Annotated in this window: 19 protein-coding genes; 12 read left to right on the plus strand and 7 right to left on the minus strand. The window is 50.3% G+C overall.

The window, feature by feature from the left end; all coding sequences use genetic code 11:
• Window positions 1-83 precede the first annotated feature (83 nt).
• The 7 genes from AJE_RS08535 (at window position 84) to AJE_RS08565 (ending at window position 11,162) form a co-directional block, all read left to right on the plus strand.
• Window positions 84-1,334, plus strand: coding sequence for an NRAMP family divalent metal transporter (locus AJE_RS08535; RefSeq protein ID WP_420167172.1), 1,251 nt, complete (start codon window positions 84-86; stop codon window positions 1,332-1,334).
• Window positions 1,327-2,589: a cation:proton antiporter gene (locus AJE_RS08540; protein ID WP_008950515.1), complete on the plus strand. Its 1,263-nt coding sequence runs from the start codon at window positions 1,327-1,329 to the stop codon at window positions 2,587-2,589. Before AJE_RS08535 ends, AJE_RS08540 begins: the two co-directional genes overlap by 8 nt.
• A 150-nt stretch (window positions 2,590-2,739) precedes the next feature.
• A complete protein-coding gene (locus tag AJE_RS08545; RefSeq protein WP_008950516.1) occupies window positions 2,740-4,926 on the plus strand; it encodes a type I restriction-modification system subunit M in 2,187 nt (728 codons plus the stop codon).
• Window positions 4,927-5,016: 90 nt separating this feature from the next.
• The gene (locus AJE_RS08550) at window positions 5,017-6,315 is read left to right on the plus strand and encodes a restriction endonuclease subunit S (protein ID WP_008950517.1); all 1,299 of its coding nucleotides are present in this window, start codon (window positions 5,017-5,019) and stop codon (window positions 6,313-6,315) included.
• Window positions 6,316-6,409: 94 nt separating this feature from the next.
• Window positions 6,410-7,570, plus strand: coding sequence for an ImmA/IrrE family metallo-endopeptidase (locus AJE_RS08555; RefSeq protein WP_008950518.1), 1,161 nt, complete (start codon window positions 6,410-6,412; stop codon window positions 7,568-7,570).
• On the plus strand, window positions 7,567-8,079 hold the full coding sequence (locus AJE_RS08560) for a DUF4411 family protein (protein ID WP_008950519.1): 513 nt from the start codon (window positions 7,567-7,569) through the stop codon (window positions 8,077-8,079). Before AJE_RS08555 ends, AJE_RS08560 begins: the two co-directional genes overlap by 4 nt.
• Window positions 8,079-11,162: a type I restriction endonuclease subunit R gene (locus tag AJE_RS08565; protein ID WP_008950520.1), complete on the plus strand. Its 3,084-nt coding sequence runs from the start codon at window positions 8,079-8,081 to the stop codon at window positions 11,160-11,162. Before AJE_RS08560 ends, AJE_RS08565 begins: the two co-directional genes overlap by 1 nt.
• A gap of 66 nt (window positions 11,163-11,228) precedes the next feature.
• On the opposite strand, the gene ilvN is transcribed toward AJE_RS08565, so the two are convergent.
• A complete protein-coding gene (ilvN, locus tag AJE_RS08570) occupies window positions 11,229-11,720 on the minus strand; it encodes an acetolactate synthase small subunit (protein WP_008606421.1) in 492 nt (163 codons plus the stop codon).
• Between the two features lie 2 nt (window positions 11,721-11,722).
• Complete coding sequence (locus AJE_RS08575; RefSeq protein ID WP_008950521.1) at window positions 11,723-13,465, minus strand: acetolactate synthase 3 large subunit; 1,743 nt, start codon at window positions 13,463-13,465, stop codon at window positions 11,723-11,725.
• Between the two features lie 286 nt (window positions 13,466-13,751).
• On the opposite strand from AJE_RS08575, the gene AJE_RS08580 reads away from it, so the two are divergent.
• The gene (locus AJE_RS08580; protein WP_008950522.1) at window positions 13,752-14,597 is read left to right on the plus strand and encodes a co-chaperone YbbN; all 846 of its coding nucleotides are present in this window, start codon (window positions 13,752-13,754) and stop codon (window positions 14,595-14,597) included.
• A 9-nt stretch (window positions 14,598-14,606) separates the two neighbouring features.
• Window positions 14,607-15,833 carry a class I SAM-dependent methyltransferase gene (locus AJE_RS08585; RefSeq protein WP_008950523.1) on the plus strand — a complete coding sequence of 409 codons (1,227 nt, stop codon included), beginning with the start codon at window positions 14,607-14,609 and terminating at the stop codon, window positions 15,831-15,833.
• Here AJE_RS08585 and AJE_RS08590 read toward each other — a convergent pair.
• The 3 genes from AJE_RS08590 to speA all read right to left on the minus strand — a co-directional run bounded on the left by AJE_RS08590 (window position 15,804) and on the right by speA (window position 19,621).
• On the minus strand, window positions 15,804-16,736 hold the full coding sequence (locus AJE_RS08590) for an acyltransferase (RefSeq protein ID WP_008950524.1): 933 nt from the start codon (window positions 16,734-16,736) through the stop codon (window positions 15,804-15,806). The genes AJE_RS08585 and AJE_RS08590 overlap by 30 nt on opposite strands.
• 15 nt (window positions 16,737-16,751) lie before the next feature.
• Window positions 16,752-17,645 carry an acyltransferase gene (locus AJE_RS08595; RefSeq protein ID WP_008950525.1) on the minus strand — a complete coding sequence of 298 codons (894 nt, stop codon included), beginning with the start codon at window positions 17,643-17,645 and terminating at the stop codon, window positions 16,752-16,754.
• 89 nt (window positions 17,646-17,734) lie between these two features.
• Window positions 17,735-19,621: a biosynthetic arginine decarboxylase gene (gene speA, locus AJE_RS08600; RefSeq protein WP_008950526.1), complete on the minus strand. Its 1,887-nt coding sequence runs from the start codon at window positions 19,619-19,621 to the stop codon at window positions 17,735-17,737.
• A 133-nt stretch (window positions 19,622-19,754) separates the two neighbouring features.
• Here speA and speE point away from each other — a divergent pair, with 133 nt between their 5' ends.
• Window positions 19,755-20,615, plus strand: a complete 861-nt coding sequence (speE, locus tag AJE_RS08605; RefSeq protein ID WP_008950527.1) for a polyamine aminopropyltransferase — start codon at window positions 19,755-19,757, stop codon at window positions 20,613-20,615.
• Between the two features lie 72 nt (window positions 20,616-20,687).
• Here speE and AJE_RS08610 read toward each other — a convergent pair whose 3' ends face one another.
• On the minus strand, window positions 20,688-21,326 hold the full coding sequence (locus tag AJE_RS08610) for a YiaD family glycine zipper/OmpA-like lipoprotein (RefSeq protein ID WP_008950528.1): 639 nt from the start codon (window positions 21,324-21,326) through the stop codon (window positions 20,688-20,690).
• A gap of 178 nt (window positions 21,327-21,504) precedes the next feature.
• Between AJE_RS08610 and proB the strand changes: the two genes are divergently transcribed.
• Window positions 21,505-22,614, plus strand: coding sequence for a glutamate 5-kinase (gene proB / locus AJE_RS08615; RefSeq protein WP_008950529.1), 1,110 nt, complete (start codon window positions 21,505-21,507; stop codon window positions 22,612-22,614).
• Between the two features lie 54 nt (window positions 22,615-22,668).
• Here proB and AJE_RS08620 read toward each other — a convergent pair whose 3' ends face one another.
• On the minus strand, window positions 22,669-23,973 hold the full coding sequence (locus AJE_RS08620; RefSeq protein ID WP_008950530.1) for a coiled-coil domain-containing protein: 1,305 nt from the start codon (window positions 23,971-23,973) through the stop codon (window positions 22,669-22,671).
• Between the two features lie 192 nt (window positions 23,974-24,165).
• On the opposite strand from AJE_RS08620, the gene AJE_RS08625 reads away from it, so the two are divergent.
• Complete coding sequence (locus tag AJE_RS08625) at window positions 24,166-25,230, plus strand: glycerol-3-phosphate dehydrogenase/oxidase (RefSeq protein WP_008950531.1); 1,065 nt, start codon at window positions 24,166-24,168, stop codon at window positions 25,228-25,230.
• Window positions 25,231-25,242 lie beyond the last annotated feature (12 nt).

Raw genomic sequence — 25,242 nt, forward strand, 5'->3', positions numbered from 1 at the left:
CACAGCCCTATCGCAGGCTGCTGCTTTCGCCTGTTGCTTAGGCTAAGCTAGCGCTCACTAAATAACAATCAATAATAAGTACTATGCAGCAATCGGGAATGGGGTGGCGCTACTGGGCGCAAAGTTTAGGGCCGGGCATTCTGATGGCGACGGCAGCGATTGGTGGCTCGCATCTGGTGGCCTCAACCCAGGCCGGTGCGCTCTTTGGTTGGCAGTTACTTTGGTTGATCTTACTGGTAAATATTCTGAAATATCCGTTTTTTCGTTTCGGTGTACAGTACACCCTGCAGCAGAACGAGAGTCTGGTAGAAGGCTACTGGCGTAAGGGGCGGGGATATTTTTATAGTTTTGTGCTGCTAAATGTATTGGCGGCGGTGGTGAACACGGCAGGGGTACTGATTCTGACCGCGGCACTACTGCAATATGCCCTGCCCTGGCAGTTATCACTTACCCTGCTGTGTTGGCTGATTCTGGCCAGTTGTTTGCTGATTTTACTGCTGGGGCATTATCGGGCGCTGGACCGGGTGTCGAAAGTGATTATGCTGTTGCTGACACTCACCACCTTAGTGGCAGCAACAATAGCCTTTAATAATGGGCCTACCGCGCCGGCAGGTTTTCAGGGCCCCTCACCCTGGCAATTGGCGATGTTGGGATTTTTGGTGGCACTGATGGGCTGGATGCCGGCACCGATTGAAATTTCGGCCATCAGTTCCCTCTGGCTAAAAGCCAAGCAGCGTCAGCAGCCGGTGAGTCAGCGGCAGGGACTATTCGACTTTAACCTCGGCTACTGGCTGACCACTTTTTTAGCACTGGTGTTTGTGACGTTGGGTGCGCTGGTGCAATACGGTAGCGATCAGCCAATAGCGCTGGCGGGTGCAGCCTTCGCTCAGCAACTGGTGGAAATGTATGGTCAAACTATCGGTAGTTGGGCCAAGCCATTGGTATCACTGATTGCGTTTTTATGTATGTTCGGTACCACCATTACGGTGTTAGACGGTTATGCCCGCACCTTACATGAGTCAGGACGTTTACTGGGCTGGTATCAGGCTGATAACCGCCGGATAGCGGCGTTATGGTTGTTATTGCAAGCGCTGGCAGGTATGGCGTTGATCTTGTTTTTCCGCTCTGCGTTATCGCCGATGCTCACTTTCGCCATGACGCTGGCGTTTTTAACCACTCCGGTCTTTGCCTGGTTAAATTTTAGTTTGTTGCGAGGTCAGCCTAACCAGCCACTGCCATTCTGGCTTAATACCCTAAGCTGGCTGGGTTTGGTCTATCTGTTTGGTTTTGCCCTGTTATATCTGGCCTGGTATCTGGGGTTATTAAATGCTTGATATGGCTGAGCTGCATTGGTGGCAGTTAGTGGGTCTGTTTTTGCTACAGCTGGGGTGTATCCTGTTGGCTGCCCAAGTTTTTGGCCGCCTTGCCCGTTATATTGGTCAGCCCAGAGTCGTGGGTGAAATGATAGCCGGAATCGCGCTGGGGCCGTCTTTATTGGGTTGGTACTTGCCGGAGTTACAACAGGCGATCTTTATTCCAGAAACCCGCAGCTGGCTGTATTTCGGCGCCCAGCTTGGTGTTGGGCTCTATATGTTTTTAGTTGGTCTGGAATTTAATACCCGACTGTTCCGGCAACAGGCGCAGAGTGCGTTAACCGTATCGCTGGCGGGCATGTTAGTGCCCTTTGGTGTCGCGGCTTTGTTGGCGCTGTGGTTATTACCTATGCCTGGTTTGTTTGCGCCCGGCATCAGCTATGCCAATGCGGCACTGTTTCTCGGTGCCGCCATCGCCATTACGGCCTTCCCGATGCTGGCGCGGATTATTTATGAACGAGGCCTCGCCGGTACTAAACTGGGCACTCTGGCGCTGGCGGCCGGCGCTATCGACGATGCGGCAGCCTGGCTGATACTGGCGCTGGTATTGGCCAGCTTCGGTGGCGGTAGTGGGCTGCTGATTAAAGCGCTGCTGGGTGGTAGCCTCTATGCCTGGTTGATGCTGACCAAAATGCGGCTCTGGTTACAGCCGCTGGCGGACCGGGTGGCGCTAACGGAGCAATTGGCGGTCTGGCAATTTGTGCTGATCCTTTTGTTGTTCGCATTGTCGGCCTGGAGTATGGATTTTGTTGGCTTACATGCGGTCTTTGGTGGCTTTTTGCTGGGCGTGGCGATGCCTCGCGGTACCCTGGTGAGCGTGCTGCAGCGGCGGCTGGAAAAGCCGGTGTTACTGCTGCTGTTACCGATGTTTTTTACCTATTCTGGGCTAAATACCCGGCTGGATGTGCTGGGCGCCAGTGGTCTTTGGTTGGTGACCTTGGCCGTGCTGGTGTGTTCCATTCTGGCCAAATTTGTTGCCTGCTGGGCGGCAGCCCGGCTAAAAGGCGCCGATAATCCAACGGCGCTGGCGATCGGCGCACTGATGAATGCCCGGGGCCTGATGGAGCTGATTATTATCAATATTGCACTAAGCTATGGCGTGATAGAGCAAGGCTTGTTTTCGATGTTAGTGGTTATGGCGATTGTCACAACGCTGATGGCCGCGCCGCTATTTCAGTTGGTCTATGGACGCCACCAACAAGAAAAGCGCGCATAGAATTGCGTTGGTTTTATCATGGATGTAGCTCAAATTTATTGTAATAGATTAAGTTAATGCTGCTAAAACCAGAATCATTCTTGCCACAGAACTTACAGCAGTGTCTAATCATTACAACAAATTAAACAGCAGTACAGGATAGCTAAACACATGAATTTGCAGCTGCATGAGCAACTCAAGGGTAACATCTGGGAAATTGCTAATCGTTTACGTGGCCCATACCGTCCACCTCAGTATCGTTTAGTTATGTTACCAATGGTGGTACTGCGCCGCTTGGATTGCGTGCTGGAGCCGACAAAAGACGCTGTTTTGCAGCAATATGACAAGCTTATGGCAAAAGGCACAGCAGCAAGCGCTATGGATAAATTGCTGGGTAAAGCAGCAGATCCTACCCGCATTCACCCGCTTTACAACACCAGCCGTTTTACCTTCGCAAAATTGCTCGGTGATTCTGAAAATATAGCGCCAAACTTAGTGGACTATATCAATGGCTTTTCGCCAACAGCACGCGCCATTTTTGAGCGTTTTAAGTTCACCGATCAAATTGAAAAGCTGGATGCCAGTAACCGGCTATTTACCATTGTGCAAGCAATGGCAGAGGTAAACTTACACCCGGAGCGCATTGACAATCTGCAAATGGGTTACTTGTTTGAGCATCTGGTCATGCGCTTCAACGAGCAAGCTAACGAGGAAGCGGGGGACCACTTTACACCACGTGAAGTTATCCGCTTAATGGCCAATCTGGTGTATACCGGAGAGCAAGACGTCTATAAACCCGGTATTTTTCGCACCATCTATGACCCAGCCTGTGGCACCGGCGGAATGTTGTCAGAATCGGAAAAGTTTATTCTTGATCAAAACGACCAGGCCAACCTGGCGCTGTACGGGCAGGAATATAACGATGAATCCTGGGCAATCTGCTGCGCTGATATGCTAATCAAAGACGAGGACACCAGCAGTATTGTGCTGGGCGACACCTTGGGGGACGGCAAAACCAGCGATGGTTTTCAGGGCAAAAAATTCCACTATATGCTGGCGAACCCGCCCTTTGGTGTTGAATGGAAAGACCAGAAAAACGTAGTTGAAAAAGAGTACGAGCAACTGGGTTTTGCCGGGCGTTTCGGTGCCGGGGTGCCAGCTATTAATGACGGCTCATTGCTCTTTTTGCAGCATATGATTGATAAAATGCACCCTTATGCTGAAGGCAGTGAAGATGCCATAGGCTCTAAAATTGCTGTGGTGTTTAATGGCTCGCCGCTGTTTTCCGGTGATGCCGGCTCGGGCCCGTCTAATATTCGGCGCTGGATTATCGAAAACGATTGGCTTGATGCCATTGTCGCCCTGCCGGACCAATTGTTCTATAACACCGGCATATTCACCTATGTTTGGCTGGTGACTAACCGCAAAGCGCCGGAGCGGCGTGGCAAAGTGCAGTTGATTGATGGCACACGGTTTTGCCAGCGGATGAAAAAGAGCCTGAACAACAAGCGCAATGAAATCACCGAAGAGCAGATCCGTGAGCTGACAAAGTTGTACGGCAGCTATCAGGACGGTGCCACCGCCGAGGTAATAACCGATCATAAAACCGGTGAGCGTGAAACCCGCGTCGTGTCGCGCATTTTTGAAAATCGTGAATTTGGCTTTCTTAAAGTGACAGTAGAGCGGCCATTACGGATGAATTTTTTGGCAAGCCCGGAACGTATTGCCCGGCTGGACGAACAAACGGCCTTTGTTAATCTGGCCAGTTCGAAAAAGCGTAAGAACGAAGCGGCCGCTGCAGAAGAAATCGCCCAAGGGCTTGAACTGCAACAGGCCATTCGGACACTGTTAACCACGCTTAGCAACAAAGGCCAATATAACGACCGCGCCAGGTTTGATGCCGACTTAACTGCCGCCAGCAAAAAAGCCGGACTGAAAATACCTGCAACGGTTAAAAAAGCCATTTTTAATGCCTTGGGGGAGCGAGATCCAGCGGCGGCGATTTGCCGAGACAGTAAAGGTTACCCAGAAGCTGACAGCGAACTGCGCGATACCGAAAATATCCCGCTACCGACAGGTACTGTACTGCCATTGCCAATGAAGTTTGGCCCGGATAAACCCAACGATGAGCTGGTCGCTGCATTTAAAGCACACATTGAAGCTTACATGGCACAAGAAGTACTGCCGCACGTACCCGATGCCTGGGTGGATTATAGTAAAACCAAAGTGGGGTATGAAATACCCATAAATCGTCATTTCTATGTGTATAAGGCACCACGGCCGCTGGACCAAATTGAGCAGGAAATCACCGCGCTGGAAGATGAAATTGCCCAGATGTTAAAAGGGTTGGTGACATGATAAATGGCTCTCCAGCACCATTGCGGTTGGTTATCGAAAATCGTAATAGTAAATAATGCCGATCAAGAAGAATAGATAAAGAGGTTGCATGTGAATTTACTTGAATCGGTCCCCGAAGACTGGATTAAGGCTACCGTTGGAAAGTACTGCGACGTTCAGCTTGGCAAGATGTTGCAGAATGATCCTGTTTCTGAACAGGATGAGCTTAAACCGTATTTACGAGCAATAAATATTTCAAAAACGGGCGTCGACTTGTCCCATGAATTTCGTATGTGGATTAGGCCCAGTGAGCGCGAGCGATTTAGACTTTGTGCGGGCGATATTTTGGTAAGTGAAGGTGGTGATGCAGGCCGTACGGCGATTTTTAGTAGTAACGATGACTACTATTTTCAGAACGCCATAAACCGTCTTCGCCCCCAAAGCTATAGTAAAATTCTTCCTGAGTTTATCTACTACTGGTTCACCTTTCTCAAGGTGTCAGGGTATGTAGAAATGGTGTGTAATGTTGCTACCATCGCTCACTTTACAGCAGAGAAGGTTAAAGCTGCTCCTTTGGTTTTGCCGCCGTTAAAAGCCCAGCAACGAATAGCGCAATTTCTGGATCAAAAAACTGCGCAAATAGATGGCTTGATAGAAAAAAAACGTGCTTTGCTGGAGCGGTTAGCCGAAAAGCGCCAAGCGTTAATTACCCAAGCTGTAACCAAGGGGCTCAATCCTAATGCACCTATGAAACCCTCCGGTATTGACTGGTTGGGAGATATTCCGGCGCATTGGGAGGTAAAACGCTTACGTTTTTTATTGGATGGAGGAACGATCAACGGTCTTTACAAGCCGAAAGAACAATTCTCACCCGATGGATTTGCTTTTGTACAAATGGGAGAAGCGTTTAGAGCGGTAACATTCGATGGTGGAACTAAGGATCGAGTGTTGGCAAGTGATTCAGAAGTGAAAAAATGGGGTCTAAAAGAAGGTGATTTCTTGATTGCGCGAAGATCATTAGTATTTGAAGGTTCTGGAAAAGCAGTAAAGATCAATAAGTTGGAAGAAAATCACTTATTCGAGAGTTCAATGATAAGAATCAGACCAATTTCTGCTGATAAGCTTTCAGACTTTTTATCGTATTATTTTCAATCATCTGTTTGTCGAGCGTTTTTTCTATCAATTACTAAGCAGGTGACGATAAGTGGAATAGACAGTCAACAGCTAAAGGACGTTTCAGTCCCAATGCCACCATTAGACGAAGCAGCTAGAATTCAACAACTATGCTTGGAGTCAGATCAAAATCATGGAGTTGTGACCGAATCAATATTGCGCTCCATATCACAGTTGAATGAATACCGAGCTGCTTTAATCACTTCAGCTATTACTGGTAAGTTGGCGCTCGATTAATGTCTGTTACTGTGCTGCCAACTTGTTATAGCACTAGAAACGCCATACTGACGGGTGGAGCACAGCTGGCTATAATGAGGCCGGAGGTGATGTTATGAACCGTGTGGCGGTAAATCCTGAATTAATGCAGTGGGCGCGGCAGCGCGCGCATTTAGCTATAGAAGATTTAGTAGCTAAGTTCCCTAAGCTGGCAGACTGGGAGCGCGGTGCAGTATTGCCTACGTTTAAGCAGTTAGAAGACTTTGCTAAAGCGACACACGTGCCGTTTGGCTATTTGTTTTTGCCAGAGCCGCCGCATATTCCTATGCCTATTTCTGATTTTCGTACCCTGGACAATCGTTATGTAGGCTCTGCCAGCCCCGAACTGCTTGATACCATTTATGCGATGCAGCGCCGTCAGGCCTGGCTGCGTGAAACCCGGCTGGAAAGCGAAGCAGAGCCCCTGGCTTTTGTTGGCAGTGCCAGGCTGAGTGATAACCCCGCAGCAATCGGCCGTGAAATGCGCCGTTTATTGGGGTTAGAACACGGTTGGGCCGCCAGTGCCCGTACCTGGACAGAAGCGCTGAGCGTGCTGCGTAGCGCCGTTGAAGCACTGGGGGTAATGGCGGTAATTAATGGAGTAGTCGCCAACAACACGCACCGGGCGCTAAATGTGGAAGAGTTTCGCGGTTTTGCTTTGAGTGATGATTATGCACCACTTATTTTTGTTAATGGTGCCGATGCGAAATCTGCGCAAATGTTTACTCTGGCACACGAGTTAGCCCATTTATGGTTGGGTGCTGCAGGCTCTGGCGTGTCAGGCTTTCAAGGTATCTTCCCTACTGGTGGTGAGGTAGAACTATTTTGTGACAAAGCTGCTGCTGAGTTTTTGGTGCCGGAGGCCGAGATTCGCGCATGCTGGCCTGGCGTACAACGCGAAGCGGCGCCGTTTGAGTTGTTAGCGCGCCGGTTTAAAGTAAGCCCTATCGTGGTTGGTCGCCGAGCCATGGATTTACGCCTGACAGAGCGGCAATTTTTCTTTGATTTCTATGAAGCTTACACCCAGCAAGAACGCCGCAAAAAGCAAGCATCAGCGGGTGGTGGCGACTTTTATAACAACCAAAATACACGCGTAGGCGGTATGTTTGCCACTCAGGTTATTCGGGCAGCAAGGGAAGGCAGAATTGGCTTTAAAGAAGCTTACGAGCTAACCGGATTAAACGGCGGAGCTTTTCAGGAATATGCCCAACGTCTGGGAATGGAGTTACCACGATGAGCTATATCCTCGATTCGGATGTCCTGATCACTGCCAAGAACAGTTACTATGCCTTCGATTTATGCCCTGGTTTTTGGCGAAGTTTACTAGCACAGCATCACCGTGGCCATGTGTACAGCCTGGATCGGAACCGGCAAGAGTTGCTGCAGGGCCGCGAGGACGACAAATTAGTGGCATGGGTACATAACGATGTACCTGCCAACTTCTTTTTAAGTTGTAGTAATGCAGACGTCGTGGCGGCTTATACCGAGGTAATGCTTTGGGTGCAGCGTAATCCGCAGTTTCACGATGGTGCCAAAGCTAAGTTTGCGACCGGTGCAGATGGTTGGTTAGTCGCCTATGCCAGAGTATATGGCCATATTGTGGTGACGCTGGAAGAATCGCGCCCTGAAGCGCGTAATCAGATAAAACTACCAGACGTATGTATTCAGTTTGGTGTTACCTATCAAAATGTATTTTCAATGCTGCGGGCGTTGAGTGTGGAATATGATTATAAGGAACTAACTTAATGCCGGCATATAACGAGGCTGCGTTTGAAACTGCGATTGAAACCGGCCTACTCGCCGCTGGAGGTTATCAGCAGCGCAGTGCACAGGCTTATGACGAAGCGCTGGCAATGTTTCCTGATGATGTCACGGGGTTTCTGCAAGACAGCCAGCCGGCAAAGTGGGGCCAATTGCAGGCGTTATTAGGCGATAGAACAGCAGCTACAGTGCTTGATAGTCTGGTTAAAGAATTGGATATCAAGGGCACTTTGCATGTGCTGCGTTATGGTTTCAAATGCTATGGCAAAACTTTCCGCTTGGCTAATTTCCGGCCTAACTCGGGCATGAATTTACAAGCCGCCGCAGATTACGCTAAGAACCGCTTAACCGTAACACGGCAGCTAGCGTTTACGTCAGTTCTGAAAATGGCTGGCGGCAAGAACCGTCGCTGCATTATCGACTTAACCCTTAGTTTGAACGGCTTACCAATCGCTACCGTCGAGTTGAAAAACCCACTAACGGGCCAACGTGCTGCCGATGCGGTTAGCCAATATAAGCAAGACAGGGATGAGCGTGACTTACTGTTTGCCTTTAAAAAACGTGCCTTGGTGCATTTTGCAGCCGATCCGGATGAGGTTTGGATGACCACCCGGCTGAAAGGTAAAGATACCGTATTTTTGCCTTTTAACCGAGGCCATGCTTATGGCGCTGGTAATCCACCAGTGGAGAATAACTGGAAAACACATTATTTGTGGGATGACGTTTTGCAACGTGACAGCCTGATGGACATTTTGCAGCGTTTTATGCATTTGGAAGTAAAAGAGCGGCAGGTAAAAACAGATAAGGGTGTGCGCACCATCCGCAAAGAAACCATGATTTTTCCGCGTTATCATCAATTGGATGTAGTGCGTAAATTGGTAACGCATGCGCGTACTTACGGCTCTGGCCGGAACTATCTGATCCAACACTCTGCCGGTTCAGGAAAATCGAATTCTATTGCCTGGCTGGCTCATCGGTTGGCGAGCTTGCACAGTGACGATGATGAAAAGGTGTTTCATTCTGTCATAGTGGTAACAGATAGACGTGTGTTGGATCAGCAATTACAAAATACGATTTATCAGTTTGAACACAAAACCGGTGTGGTGGAAAAGATTGACGAGAATACTCAGCAGTTGGTTGCTGCGCTGTCCAAAGGCACGCCAATTATTATCACTACGCTGCAGAAGTTTCCGTTTATTTCGCAGGCGCTTTCTACTCTGGAGAGTAAAGGTAACAGTATTAAGATTGACACCGCAGGTAAACGCTTTGCGGTGATAGTAGATGAAGCGCATTCGTCTCAAAGCGGTGAAACCGCTACCGCGCTGCGTGGCATGTTAAATAAAGATGGTATTGAAGCTGCGATTGCCGCGCAGTTATCAGAAGAGGAAGACGATACGTTGTCAGACGCTGCCCGGGCCGCAATATTGCGTGAGTCCCTTAGCCGTGTCCGGCAACCTAACCTAAGCTTTTTTGCTTTTACCGCCACACCAAAATTTAAAACTAAAGCATTGTTTGATGAGCCAGGACCATCGGGTACTTCGCCGTTTCATGAGTATTCAATGCGTCAGGCCATCGAAGAAGGCTTTATTATGGATGTGTTGCAAAACTACACGACTTACAAACGGTTCTTCGGTTTGATTAAGCAGATAGAGAATGACCCTGAAGTACCGCGCAAAAAAGCGGCTAAGGCATTAAGCCGCTATATGGAATTGCATCCGGTGAATATTGATCAAGTGGTGTCAGTGATAGTAGAGCACTTCCGCCTTTTCGTGATGCATGAGCTTGGCGGCCGCGCCAAAGCCATGGTTGTTACTGGTTCCCGCTTGGCGGCAGTAAAGTATAAACTCGCGTTTGATCGCTATATAAAAGATAACGGTTACAGTGGGATTCGGTCCTTAGTGGCCTTTTCAGGGAGTGTAGAAGACCCGGACGATCCCGGTGCATCCTATACCGAAGTTGCAATGAATGATGGCTTAGCCGAGAGCGAACTACCGGAAACCTTTGAGCGGGATGATTATCGCGTTCTGCTGGTAGCTGAAAAGTATCAAACAGGGTTCGACCAGCCGTTGCTACAGACCATGTATGTGGTAAAACGCCTGGCTGGCGTACAGGCAGTGCAAACATTATCACGCCTTAATCGTATGGCACCCGGCAAGGCTCGCACTTTTGTGTTGGATTTTGCTAACAATGAGGATGATATTTATCAGGCATTTAAGCCTTATTACGAAACGACCCCGGTCGGTGAGAATGCTGATGTGCATCAGCTATCGGCGTTGCAGCACAAATTGGTGACTCGGGCGATTTTCACGCCGGATGATGTGAATGCTTTTGCTGAAGTTTGGTACAAAGGTAAACGAGAGCACTCAGCAACTGATCATCAGGTTATGAATGCCCTGTTGGATACTGTCGTGGCGCGCTTTAACGGCCTGGAGGAGGATGAGCGCGAAGAATTTCGCGGGCAGTTAACGGCATATCGCAATCTTTACGCTTTTTTGTCGCAAATTATTCCGTATCAGGACAGCGAGCTTGAGAAGCTGTACGCCTTTGTGCGGAGTTTGATTACCAAGCTACCACCACCAGGAAATGGTTTAGCTTTTGTGCTGGATGACGAAGTGGCGCTGCGTTATTTTCGCTTACAGCAATTGACCGATGGTTCTATTGATTTAAGCAAGGGTGAGGCTTATCCACTGAAAGGGCCAACTGACGTTGGTACCAGCAGGGTTAAGGAAGAGCCGGTAACGCTATCATCATTAGTAAATAAGCTTAACGAACGCTTTGGTACTGATTTTACTGAGGCTGATCAGCTATTCTTCGACCAGATAACTGCCAGTGCGCAGCTGAATGATAAAATTGTTGAAGCCGCCAAGGCAAATAACTTACCAAATTTCGCAGCTTATTTAGAACGTATGTTGGACGAACTGTTTATTGATCGGATGGAAAACAATGATGAAATTTTCTCCCGTGTGATGACCGATAAACAATTCCGCGCAGCAGCACATGAGCATTTGGCAGAAGAAATCTTTAAACAAGTTCGCGACAGGCATAATATTGAGTTATTTAAACGATAGTCTGCTCACGCCGTGTAGTATGTTGAAGGCCGCATAATGCAATATTAAATGCGGCCTTGAATTCTTTTAAAGCGCCAGTGTCTTTTCGCCGCGGGAGATGCCAGAGACGCCGCTGCGCACTACTTCCAGGATCTGGGTACCGCTTAATGCCTGAATAAAGGCATCCAGTTTGTCACTGGTGCCGACCAGTTGCACAGTGTAGGTAGTGGCAGAGACATCGACGATCTGGCCGCGGAAGATATCGGCACTGCGTTTCACTTCATCCCGCTGCTCGCCGACGGCTTTCACCTTGACCAGCATCAGCTCGCGCTCGATATGGGCAGCCTCGCTCAAATCCGTCAGTTTTACCACTTCAATCAGTTTATGCAGTTGCTTGGTAATTTGCTCGATCACCTGATCATTGCCATGGGTCACCAGCGTTAAACGCGACAGCGTCGGATCTTCTGTCGGCGCCACGGTCAGCGAGTCGATATTATAGCCTCGCTGTGCAAACAGGCCGACCAAACGTGCCAGGGCGCCGGATTCGTTTTCCAGTAATACAGAAATAATATGCCGCATGCTTAAGTCCTCTCTGTCTTACTTAAAAACATCTCATTGACCGCACCGCCCGGAATTTGCATCGGGTAAACATGCTCTTTCGGATCGATATGGATATCCAGAAACACCAGCTGATCTTTGAGCTCGACAAAGGCGCGCTGCAGCGCCGGTTGCAGCTCTTCCGGTTTGGTGACCCGGATGCCAACATGGCCATAGGCTTCAGCCAGTTTGATAAAGTCAGGTAACGAGTCCATATAGGAACTGGCGTAGCGCGACTCATAGTTCATATCCTGCCACTGCTTAACCATGCCCAGATAGCCGTTATTCAGGTTGATAATCTTCACCCCCAAACCATATTGCTTGCAGGTCGACAGCTCCTGAATGTTCATCTGAATTGAGCCTTCGCCGGTGACACAGACCACATCCGCCTGCGGGAAATTCAGCTTGACGCCCATCGCTGCCGGCAAGCCAAAACCCATGGTGCCAAGGCCGCCGGAGTTGATCCAGCGGTTTGGTTTATTAAATTTGTAGTACTGGGCGGCAAACATCTGATGCTGGCCGACATCACTGCAGACAAAGGCCTCGCCCTTGGTGATCTTGCTGACCTGCTCTATCACGTGTTGGGGTTTTAGCAGTGCAGAGGTGGTGTCATAGCGGCCACCATGTACAGCACGCCAGTCATTAATCTGCTGCCACCATTGCTCCAGTGCACTGCTATCCAGCTTTTTCTTTTTCTGCTTCACAGTTGCCAGCATTTCTTCCAGCACTGGCTGTACCAGGCCAACAATAGGGATATGGGCATTAATGGTTTTTGAGATACTAGCCGGGTCAATATCGATATGGATAATGGTGGCATTTGGACAGAATTTTTTGGTGTTGTTAGTGACCCTGTCGTCAAAGCGGGCGCCGACCGCCAGGATCAGATCGGCATGGTGCATGGCCTGATTTGCCTCATAGCTGCCATGCATCCCCAGCATACCGATAAACTGCTTATCCTCACCCGGATAGGCACCCAGCCCCATTAGGGTATTGGTCACCGGCAGGTTCAGGTATTGCGCCAGTTCAGTCAGCTCGGCGGCAGCGCCACCCATAATCACACCGCCGCCGGAGTACAGCACCGGCTTTTTCGCTGCCAACAGCGCGCTAACCGCTTTTTTAATCTGGCCGCTATGGCCTTTTAGTTTTGGCTGATAAGAGCGCAGCTTAATTTCGTCCGGGTAATGATACGGAAACTTATTGCTCGGAATCGTCATATCTTTCGGGATATCCAGCACCACCGGGCCCGGCCGGCCGCTTTGCGCAATGTAAAACGCCTTCTTAATCAGGTACGGAATATCCTCGGGGCGACGCACCGACATATTGTGTTTCACAATAGGGCGGGAAATGCCCAGCATATCGGTTTCCTGGAACGCATCTTCACCAATCAGATGGCTCATCACCTGGCCGGTCAGCACCACCATCGGGATTGAGTCCATATAGGCGGTGGCGATACCGGTTACTGCATTAGTGGCACCCGGGCCGGAGGTAACCAGTACCACGCCGGCTTTACCGGTGGCACGGGCATAGGCATCGGCCATATGGGTCGCGGCCTGTTCGTGGCGCACCAGCACGTGTTTTACTTTATTTTGCTGAAATAACGCATCGTAGATATGCAATACAGCGCCACCGGGATAGCCATAGACGTATTCTACCCCTTCATCGGCCAGCGCACGGATCACCATTGCTGCGCCCGATAACATCTCGGCATGTTTGGATTGGCTTGTCATAGTCAGGTCTCATCATTTTACAGAGGTCAAAGCGCCTGTTTTTCGGGTACAGAACGCTGTTGGCAGCCTAAATGCTACCTTGTGCTACGTGGTTGGCTGAACGGTATTGGCGAACCTTACCGGCGCTTTAGTGGTTAGCTCTGAGGCTTTTATGGTGCGCCTGATTAATTTACGGTAATGGCAGCGGAAAGTCGATGCCTTTTTCATGCTTTTAGACTTCTTTACTGCTTTGAAAAGCGGCAAGTCGCCACCATAGTACAGGGAGTTAAAGCTAAGGAAGTGATGTATGCAAAACCCTATCGTTGATGTCAGCCTGATGAATGCCCGCGAAGTGCTGGACCGTTCGTTACAGCAGCTGGTGATCTTCCAGTTCTGGTCGGCGCGCAGTGCGCTTTGTCAGCAGTTAAGTCCGGTATTGGAAAAAATTGTCCGTCAGTACCCACAGCAATTGTGTCTGGCCAAAGTAAATTGCGATCAGGAGCAGGATCTGGCGATGCAGTTTGGTGTGCAATCACTGCCTACCGTCATGCTGATTAAAGATGGCCGGCCGGTCGATGGTTTTGCCGGTGCTGAGACCGAACAGCAAATTCTGACCCGGCTGGCGGCTTATCTGCCAAAACCGGAAGATGAGTTGATTGCCAAAGCGCAGCAATATTTGGCACAGCAGCAACTCGCTGAAGCTTATCCGCTGCTGGCCGAAGCGCTGACGCTGGCGCCAGAGCGGGTAGAAGTTAAACTCTGGTTAGCCGATACCGCTATTGGCCTTGGCCAGTTAACCCAGGCGGAAAAATTGCTGGCTGAAGTGCGGCTGGCCGATCAGGACGCCTTATATAAAACCGTACTGGCCAAGCTGGAGTTGGCGCAGCAGGCCAGCAATACACCGGAGATCCAGGCGTTGGAAGCCCGGCTGGCAGCAGCACCGGCGGATAACAGTTTAAAAGAGCAATTAGCCGTGCAGTACCAGGCCGTCTTACGCTCAGAAGAGGCATTGGCGTTGCTGCTGCAAATTCTGCAGCAGGACCTGAACTTTGGACAAAGCAAAAAGCTGTTTTTAGATATCCTGGCGGCCTTGCCCAAGGGCGATCCGCTGGCCAGCCAGTACCGGCGTAAACTCTATGCGCTGCTGTACTAAGGCCGCTTGTTGAGTGCCTTTAGCTGCAGTGATGCTGAGCTGGGTAAGCTGTTTACTCAGGTTGCCGCTGTGCTGCACCGCTATCAGCGCTATTGGCAGTTACAGCCGATGGCGCTCGCTGCTTTACCCTTTGATGATGAACTGAACAGCCTGCTACAGAGCTTATCGTTTACCGAGTTGGCCGCACTGGAAGATAACCCAGAGCAGCAACAGCAGCTGTTTGGCGCCTTTTTCCCAGAACTCTTTGCGCTACCGGCGACCAAGCAGGTTGAGCCGACAGAGGCCTTACCCGAGTGGCCATTTTGGCTGACCAATAGTATCGGCGGGCGTAAACTCTCGCAAATTCAGCATTTTTGTCAGCAGCTCGCCCCGTCGGAGCTGCCGCTGTTGGAATGGTGTGCCGGCAAAGGCCATCTGGGGCGGCTACTGGCGGCGCAGGGCCGGCAGGTGACCAGTATTGAATGGCAGGCCGAATTGTGCCGGCAGGGCGAGGCACTGGCAGCGCAATTTCAATTGCCGCAGCGCTTTGTTTGTGCCGATGTGCTGACGCCAGCGGGACGGGCAGTGCTGTCGCCGCAGCAACAGCTGGTCGCTTTACATGCCTGTGGTGACTTACATCTGCAGTTAATAACAGATGCCGTTGCCGTGGGCGCGCAAGCCCTGCAGCTGGCGCCTTGTTGTTATCATCTGATTGCCGCTGCACATTATCAGCCGTTATCGGCGCTGGCACAGCAGCATAATCTGCAGCTAAGCCGCCAGGATCTGAAACTGGCGGTACAGGCGCAGGTTACCGGTGGTGAACGGGTCGCGCGGCTGCGGCAAACTGAAGTCAGCTGGCGGCTGGCGTATCAGTTATTGCGCACTGAACTGACGGCTGATGCCAGCTATCAGCCGCTGCCATCTTTACCTAAGCACTGGTTTAGCGGTGACTTTAGCGCCTTTTTGGCCTATGCGGCGCAGCTGCAACAACTGCCGTTACCGGCGGTTATCGATGATCACGCTTTGTTGGCGAGGGCTGACGAGGCGTATCTGCAGCTGCAACGTATTGATGCGGTGCGGCATCTGTTTCGCCGGCCGCTGGAGCTATATCTGGTACTGGATCGGGCGTTGTACCTGCAACAACAGGGTTATCAGGTACAGCTGTCGGTGTTTTGTGCTTATCAGATCACGCCGCGAAACTTTTTAATCCGGGCCTGGCGTGATACGTCAGCTTTGGCTGACCGGTGTAGCCTGTAAGCTGCGTTGGCTCTGCTTCAGATAGCACTCAATTTGCTGATCTTTACGCTGCCAGCGCTGGTTCAGCCATTGCTGGAAGTTATCGCGAAATACCGGATCATTAAAATAATCACCAATGACTGCGGTATCAACCGGCAGGATCTCGGCCTGGATCACCACCCGCTTTAACCGTCCCATTAGCATATCCAGCGCAATATGCTGGGTGTTATCCGGGTAAATCAGCGTGACGTCCAGGATGGCATTAAACTGCTCGCCCATACTGGCCAGTGTAAAGGCAATACCGCCGGCTTTGGGGGGCAGCAAATGGGTAAAGGGACTGTTTTTGGCGCGCTGTTTTTCCGGGGTGCAGCGGCTGCCTTCAACAAAGTTGATGATGGTGGTTGGCGTATGCACAAACTTAGCACAGCTTTTTCGGGTGGTTTCGATATCCTTGCCTTTAAGCTCAGGATGTTTGGCCAAAGTCGCGGCGCTATAGCGTTTCATATAGGGCATATCCAGTGCCCAACAGCCAGTGCCAAGGAAGGGTACCCATTTTAATTCATCTTTTAAAAAGAATTTTGGCTCTGGGATCAGGTGATAAGCAAAGGTACTGACCACCGGAATATCAACCCAGCTCTTATGGTTGGCGATCAGCAAATACCAGCTGTCTTTATCCAACTGCTGCTGACCGCTGATTTGCCAGTCGACATCATTAAACAGGTTAATTAAAAAGGTGTTCACCGCCGTCCAGCCCCGGTAGCAGCGCCGGCCAAGAGCGGCTATCAGCCGGTGCGCAGCTTTAAAGGGTAACAGTAGTTTCAGGATGCCAAGCGGGGTGACCACTATGCCCCAGAATGCCAGATTCAAAGCAAACAAACTAAAGCTGATCGGTAACAGTAAAAATCCGGGTAAAAAGCTTAGCATCGCTGACACACTCCGTTATTTGCCTGCGCCTGTCTCTAGCCTGGCCAGTTGCTGGTCTTTCTCCAACCATAACTGGTTAAGCCACTGCTGAAAGCGCTCACGATACGCCTGATCGTGGTAGTCACCTATTAACTCTTTGGCAATAGGCAGTACCTTAATATTGACTGTTATAGCATGAACCTTGCCGGAAATATAATCCCAAAATGTCGGAATGCCACCGGGATAGTGAATGGTCACATCCAGCAGTTTGTGTAATTGTTCGCCCATTGCCCCCAGCACAAAGGCGGTGCCACCAGCCTTGGGTTTTAACAGATGCCGGAAAGGCGACTGCTGGCGGTCATGCTTATCACGGGTAAAGCGGGTGCCTTCGACAAAATTCATCACAGATACCGGCTTAAAGCGGAATTTGGCGCAGGCTTTACGTGTCGTTTCGATATCTTTGCCCTGTAGTTCCGGACGTTTTTGCAGCAATTGTTTGCTATAGCGCTTCATAAAGGGGAAATCCAGCGCCCACCAGGCCAGGCCCATAAAGGGCACATACAGCAGTTCTTTTTTCAGGAAGAATTTAATAAAGGGGATCTTGCGGTTAAAAATATTCTGCAGAATTAAAATATCGGCCCAGGATTGATGGTTGGCGATAATCAAATACCAGTCTTTACGCGACAGTTTTTCCAGTCCTTCAACCCGCCACTTGATCGAGGTAAAAATACGGGTCGTCAGGTTATTGACGCTGATCCAGGCTACCGCCATCGCATCCAGCAGATAGGTCATCCAGGCTTGCCAGCGTTGGATCGGCAGGAGTTTCAGAATCGCCAATAACATAATGGGTACAAACCAAAATAAGGTATTGACGACATACAGCAGAAAGGAAAGCGACCCCTTTATCGGGTGCGGTAACCAATTTAACATAAGGCACTTATCTCATTTTCAGGTGGCAATACCACCGGCTAAATGGGGAGGTGTAAGTGGTTACACCTCCGATCAGTGCCTATTCTAGCTTAATCTTCGAAGTAGGTGTAACCATAAACGCCGGCTTTCAGCTCATCCAGCAGTTCATCTTTACGCTCATCCTGCAGATCCAGTTTAGCCAGTTGTTTGGTGTAAGAGGCAATCAGCTTCTTGGCATCAAACTGCACATAGCGCAGCACATCGGCTACCGTATCACCCTTGATAATATTGGTCAGCTTGTAACTGCCATCTTCGGTCAGTTCGACATGCACTGAATCGGTATCACCAAACAGGTTGTGCAGATCACCCAGAATTTCCTGATAGGCGCCAACCATAAACATACCAAGCAGATATTGCTGATCGTCCTTGTATTCCGGCAGCGGCAGGCTGGATTCGATACCATTGCCATCCGCATAGCTCTTCAGCATGCCGTCAGAGTCACAGGTAATATCCTGAATAATGGCGCGGTGATTCAGTGGCTCCGTCATCCGCTCCAGCGGCATTACCGGGAACAGCTGATCAATACCCCAGGCATCCGGCATGGACTGGAACAGCGAGAAGTTAACGAACAGCTTATCAGCCAGTTTTTCATTTAACTCATCGTGAATCGCGCGGTGCGAGCGGGCATTCAGATCCAGATTCGCCCGTACCTTATTAATGGTGGCAAAGTACAGCTGCTCTAACAGCGACCAATCTTGTAACGTCAGCAGGCCATGCACATACTGGGCATGGGCATCGGTAAAGTAGTGGACAGCATCATGGTAAGACTCGACGGCACTACGTGGCGTAACATTGTTGTAGGCATCCCACATCCCTAAAATGACTGTCGGCGCGTCTTCGCTTGGCTCCGGCAGGTTCACTAAACCAGGCGCCCGTTCGATATCGATGGCATCGGTTACCAGCACTGCATGGTGTGCGGTCATCGCCCGGCCAGACTCGGTGATAATATTCGGATGTGGTAAGTCGTACTCGTCACAAACTTCTTTTAAACCATTAACCACGTTGCGGGCATATTCGTACATGGTGTAGTTCATCGAACAGGCAGAGCGAGATTTCGAACCTTCGTAATCGACACCTAAACCGCCGCCGACGTCTACTGTGGTAATAGGCACGCCGAGGGTACGCAGTTCAGCGTAGTGACGGGCACATTCGCGGATCGCATTGTGAATATCGCGGATATTGGCAATTTGCGAGCCGATATGGAAGTGCACCAGCTGCAGCAGGTCTAACTTGCCGGCATCACGCAGAATATCGATGGCTTGCAATACCTGAGTGGCGGTGAGGCCAAATTTACCTTTTTCACCACCGGTATTTTGCCATTTGCCTTTGCCGACCGAGTTTAAGCGAATACGGATCCCGATCCGTGGCGCCGCACCCAGATTATCGATTTCGCGTAGCAGGGTTTTTAGCTCTGACAGCTTTTCAACAACCACATAGACAGTATGGCCCATCATCTGACCAATGGTCGCCAGGCGCAAGAACTCGCTATCTTTATAGCCGTTACAGACGATTTGCAGCGGCTGCTCGGTTACGCCAAGGATCGCCATCAACTCTGGCTTACTACCGGCTTCCAGGCCGACTTTGCCGCTATCATGGCTAATCAGGCGCTTAACTACTGAGAATTGCTGGTTTACCTTGATTGGATATACTGCAGTGTATTGGCCCTGATATTCTTTTTCGGCTTTGGCGCGTTGGAAAGACTTAATTAAGGTATCTACCCGATGCTGCAGAATATCGGTAAAGCGTACCAATACCGGCAGCGTCAGGCCTTCTTCCTTAAAGCGTTGCGTCAACTCCGGAAAGCTAATACCTGGCTTACTGTGATCCTGATCCGGGTAGGCAATCAGATCACCAGCCTTGTTCACATCAAAATAGCCTTCACTCCACACGGCTACGTTATAGATGGAACGTGCCTTCTCAAAACCCCAGTCTGCCATTGTCTTTCCTCAAAAAAATTAACTGCTATAGTTTAAAGCCATTAGCCGCAAGGTGCAGCAAAAAAGCCGAAAAATTTGTATGTCAGCGCTATCGAAGGCAAAATACGCGCCTTATACGTTGCAGGGGGTAATAATGTCAGTATTTGATGACAAAAAGTGGCTAACCGAGGTGTTTGCCGACAGCGGTAGTGTGTTTGGCTTAGCCATTACCAGGAAACTGGATGAAGTGCAGTCACCCTTTCAGAAAATTGCCATGTATGAAACCACTCATTTTGGCAATTTAATGGTGATTGATGATGTGATTATGCTTAGCAGCCGGGATAACTTCCTGTATCACGAAATGCTCAGTCATCCGGTGCTGTTTACCCATCCGAATCCGAAGAATGTGGTGATTATCGGCGGCGGTGATTGCGGTACCCTGCGCGAGGTGTTAAAGCATCCTGGCGTAGAGCGGGTAACACAAATCGATATCGATGAGCAGGTGACCCGGATGGCAGAAAAGTACTTCCCGGAACTGTGCGCATCAAACAATGACTCGCGCGCAACGCTGAAGTTTGAAGATGGTATTAAATTTATGCGCGAAGCTGCGCCGGGCTCTATTGATGTGATTATTGTCGACTCGACTGATCCTATTGGTCCGGGTGAAGGCCTGTTTAACCGCGCCTTCTATGCCAGCTGTGTGGCGGCCTTAGCGACTGACGGTATTCTGGTGCAACAAAGCGAATCGCCACTGATCCATATGCCATTATTAAAAGCAATGCGTCAGGCCATGAGCGACGCCGGCTTTGCCAGCCTGCAAACACTAAACTTCCCGCAAATGGTGTATCCATCAGGTTGGTGGACCTGTACGCTGGCGAAGAAAAGCGGTGAATTTAACGGTTTCCGCGAAGCCGATGCGGCGGCTGCACCCTTTAGTACCGAGTACTACAATGTTGAGGTACATAAGGCGGCCGGCGCCCTGCCAAATTTTGTAAAAAAAGCCTTTGCTGAATAGTCAGCTGTAAAATAGACAGCTGTAAAACACAACGCCCGGCTTAGCCGGGCGTTGTGTCTTTAGCACAAGAAATTACTCGACGATCGGTTCGATATGCACTTCTACCCGGCGGTTGCGCGCGCGGTTGGCTTCTGAGTTATTCTGAAACGCCGGCCGATCCGGGCCATAACCGATGGTTTCAATACGGATTGGTTGCACACCTTGCGCCACCAGATAGCTTTGTACTGACTCAGCCCTGGCGCGTGACAGGTTCATATTAAACTGATACGGACCGGTATCATCAGTATGACCGGCGACTACCACCATGGTTTTCGGATAGTCACGTAAGACCTTGGCGATATCGTTTAATGCCGGATACAGGCTGGGGCGAATATCAGAGCGGTTAATATCAAAAGTCAGTTGCGCCGGAATATCCAACACTAAACGGTCACCGTCACGTTGTACGCCCACACCTGAACCTTTTAGCTCTTCGCGCAGCGCCTTCTCCTGGTTATCCATATAGCTGCCAACGGCCGCACCGGCTAAAGCACCGACCGCGGCACCAATAACCACCCTTTTGTTTTTATGGTTGCCAGTCGCTTTACCTGCAATAGCACCGGCTACCGCACCGATGGCTGCACCGCGGGTGGTATTTTGGTTATCGGTAGTGGCACAGCCGGCTAAGACCAGGCTGCCAGACATCACGGCTACTAGTGCAACTTTTGCTTTCATCTTGTTTCTCCATTACGCAATTGGCGCTAAGTATATAGCAGTTTAGTTTAAGGGTATGAATGATTGCTGAATTTGCGGATTCGCTGATAGAAATAGCGTTAGACATATAGACTGCCAAAGATTAAGCTTTGGACCAGCAGAATAACCCAAAGCAGATGTTGGTAAGCAGGTAGCGAAGATGGCGGTGTGTGGCTGGAAACGGATCGTTTTAAAAGTAGGCAGTGCGCTGATTGCGCCTAATGCAGCCGGCTGCTCTACCCGGTATTTGTTATCTATCGCCCGCTTTATTGCCGAGTGCCGGGCGGCCGGTACTGAGGTGGTGCTGGTGTCGTCAGGCAGTGTCGCCGCAGGTCGCAATGCCATTAGCTATAAGCAGTTGCCGTTGCCAATTAACGTGAAACAGGCAATGGCGGCAGTGGGGCAGAGTCGGATGATGGCAAGCTGGGCACAGCTATTTGATTTTGACTGTGCACAGATCCTGCTGACCCATGACGATTTAAAAGATCGCCGCCGTTATCTGAATATCGATAATACCCTGCGCACTTTGCTGGCGAATCAGGTGCTACCCATTGTTAACGAGAATGATACCGTTGCCACGGCCGAGTTAAAGGTCGGCGATAACGATAATCTGGCGGCGATGGTGGCGATTCTGGCTGATGCTGATGCCTTATTAATCTGCTCGGATATCGACGGCCTCTATACCGCCAACCCACGTACTGAACCTGACGCTGAGCTGGTGCCACAGGTTACGCAAATTACACCACAGATTTATGCGATGGCCGGTGGCAGCCACCATGCTATTGGTACCGGCGGCATGCAGACGAAAATTCAGGCCGCCGATAAAGCAACCCGTGCCGGTATTGATACCCTGATTATCAATGGCCAGAAAGCGGCAACTTTTGATGAATTACTGGCCAACCGCCAATGTGGCACCTTGTTCCACAAGCAACAGGAACGTGTTAGCGCCAAGAAACATTGGTTACGCCACAGTTTAAAACCGCGCGGCCAGTTAGTGATTGATGGCGGCGCCGAACAGGCGCTGCTGGCGCGCGGCGCTTCACTATTACCGTCTGGGATCTCCGCTATTAATGGCGATTTTGATAAGGGTGATGCAGTACTGGTGCAGAGCACTGGTGGCCAAACGTTGGCCCAAGGTATTAGCCAATACAGTAGTCAAGAACTGCACAAAATTCGTGGTGTTCATAGTCAGCAAATCGCCAACATTCTGGGATATTGCCCCAGTGAAGTGGCTATTCACCGCGATGACTTAGTACTGTTTCGGGACTAGCTCCTGTACTAGTCCCGCCATTTCGCGGTCATTTTGTCCTGGCCATATGGCGCTCTAGGGGTCAAGTTGTGCGAGTAATTGACTCTCGCGACCAAGGATACTGCGCTGCTCATGGATCCGTCGTTGTAGTTGGTCGATACGCTGGCGTAATTCGTTGAGCTGGCGATTATTATCGGCCAGCAGCGCCTGATGCTTATCACGAGCGCTTTGTAATTCGTTTCGTTGGTCGCTGCCAGCCTGTTGCTGCTGTTGCGAGGCTTCGTTGCGGGCTGCAGTCAGCTGCTCATTTTGCTCAGCTGATAGTGCATCCACTTGCTGCCGATAGGTTGCAGCGATAGCAGCAAGGTCCGTACGACGCTGATCCGTTACAACTTTTTCAGCAGCGGCGATTTCCTGTACCTTGGCATTATGTGTCTGGTCGATCCGTTGATAGTCCGCTCTAAGCTTTTCATCCGCTTGAGCTTTAAAGAGCGTATAGTCGGCCCTTTGCATCGAGTTACGGGCATTCTGAGTCTCAGTGGCATGTGCGCTGCGGGCGGCGTTACGTTGTTCGTTGCGAAGATCCTGAGCTTTGGCGCGGGCAGCTCTAAACTCTGCCGATTTTAAGCGATAGGCACTTTCAATTTCCGCAGCCTGATTATCATGTATTTGCTTATATTCTGAAGCCTTGGCTTGCCGCTGCTGCTGTAGCTGATTGCGCAACTCGACATTCTGGCTACTCAGTTGCTGGGCGAGTTGATCTCGTTGCTGATAGCTTTGTTGCTGCAGGGTATTTAACTGTTCGTTGGATTGTTGCGCTTTAGTTTGCAGCTCCTGCTGCAACTTGTTGTACTCAAGTAGCAGTTGCTGGAACTGTTGCTCATCAGTAGCAATCTGCTGTTCAATCTTTTGCTGCGCTGCTTTGGCGGTTTTCAGTAACTTTTTATAATCACTACTGCCAGAAATCACATGCTTGTCGGTAAAGCGACTCAGTGGCATACCAAAAGAGATGGATTGCACCAAATTCAGATCCATACCGACCTGCCATTCGCCATTATAAAGCGCAGAATTTGCCAAACCGTTCAGTTTAAACTTCTCGTTCTTCTTCTGCGTTACCTCCAGAATGTCCACATCCTGTAAACGACCAATTCGTCGGTGCATTGTTTCTTTTGGTGCAATTTCTGCATTAAATCGATACTGCCAGACTGGGCTGACCTTAGTGCCAGTTTCTTGTTCGGCTTCTACATTAAAGCTGGTGACTTGCCAGTGTTCGGGCAATTCTGTTTGCAATTGTTGTTTGACGGCAGCCAGTTGCGGTGCGTCGCTGCAGGCTGTAAGCCACAGCATCGGTATTAAGATAAAGGTTAGTAAAAATTTCATTTGTTTGACTCCGTTTAGTAACCAGACAACAGTTTGGCTGGTGACCGGTTGGTTGTTGACTATCAACCCGAAGTCGCGTGCACGGCGTTGCGACCCACAACAGAGTTATGGCTGTTATAGTGTAGTTGGTAGCAAGAGGGAGTGGTAAGCTGTTAGTGTAAAAAACAGGCAAAAAGTACTCAGGGAGACAAGATGCAGATTGCGGTAGTGGGTGGAGGGATTAATGGTTTATGCAGTGCCTGGCAGCTGGCGCTGGCTGGCCATCAGGTTACTTTGTTTGAACGCGATCAGTTAATGCAGGCCACCAGTGCTGCCTCATCTAAACTGTTACATGGCGGCTTACGCTATCTGGAGCAAGGTGAGTTCCGACTGGTGCGCGAAGCCTTGCAGGAGCGACGCTGGTGGCTAAAGAAAGCGCCGCAGTTGACCCGCCGCTTACCCATCCTTTATCCACTCTATCTGGATTCACAGCGTGCCCGCTGGCAGCTGAAAATCGGACTCTGGCTATACGATAGCTTTGCCGGTAAAAAAGGCATTGGCCGGCATCGCTGGTTAACAGCAGCGCAGACGTTACGCTGCTCGCCGCAGCTAAAAGCCGACGGTTTATTGGGTGCCTATCTGTTTTTTGATGGTCAGATGGATGATCAAAAACTCGGCCTCTGGATGGCAGAGCAGTGCCGCAAGGCCGGCGTCAATATTGTAGAGCACAGCCCGGTATTAAAAATTCAGCCAGATGGTGAATTACAGCTCGCCACTGGCAAATTGAAATTCGCCAGCATTATTAATGTCGCTGGCCCCTGGAGCAGTACCTTGTTACAACAATCCGGCCTGCCTGCGGCACCCCTGGATCTGGTGCGTGGCAGCCATTTGTTACTGCCTGCGATTAGCCGTTATGGTCATATGCTGGAAGTACCGGGCGAGCGGCGTATCGTCTTTGCTTTACCTTATCAACAGCAGTGTCTGCTGGGTACGACCGAAGTCAGGCAGCAACTGGATGAGCCGGTGCAGTGCTCGCCGGCAGAACGCGACTATTTACTCGATGTTTACGCACATTACTTTACGCCAGCGGCCACGCCAGAGCAGCTGTTGGGGAGTTTTGCCGGCGTCAGGCCTTTGCTGACCGGCAGTGAAGACGCCAGCCGCGCCAGTCGGGAGTATCAGTTTAGCTGGCAGGGGAAGATTTTGACCGTCAGTGGCGGCAAATGGACCACAGCCAGAGCCTTAGGACGCCAGGTGAGCAAAGCGGTCGTTCGCTGAACCCGACATAAA

The sequence above is a fragment of the Alishewanella jeotgali KCTC 22429 genome (genome assembly GCF_000245735.1).
GTDB lineage: Bacteria > Pseudomonadota > Gammaproteobacteria > Enterobacterales > Alteromonadaceae > Alishewanella > Alishewanella jeotgali.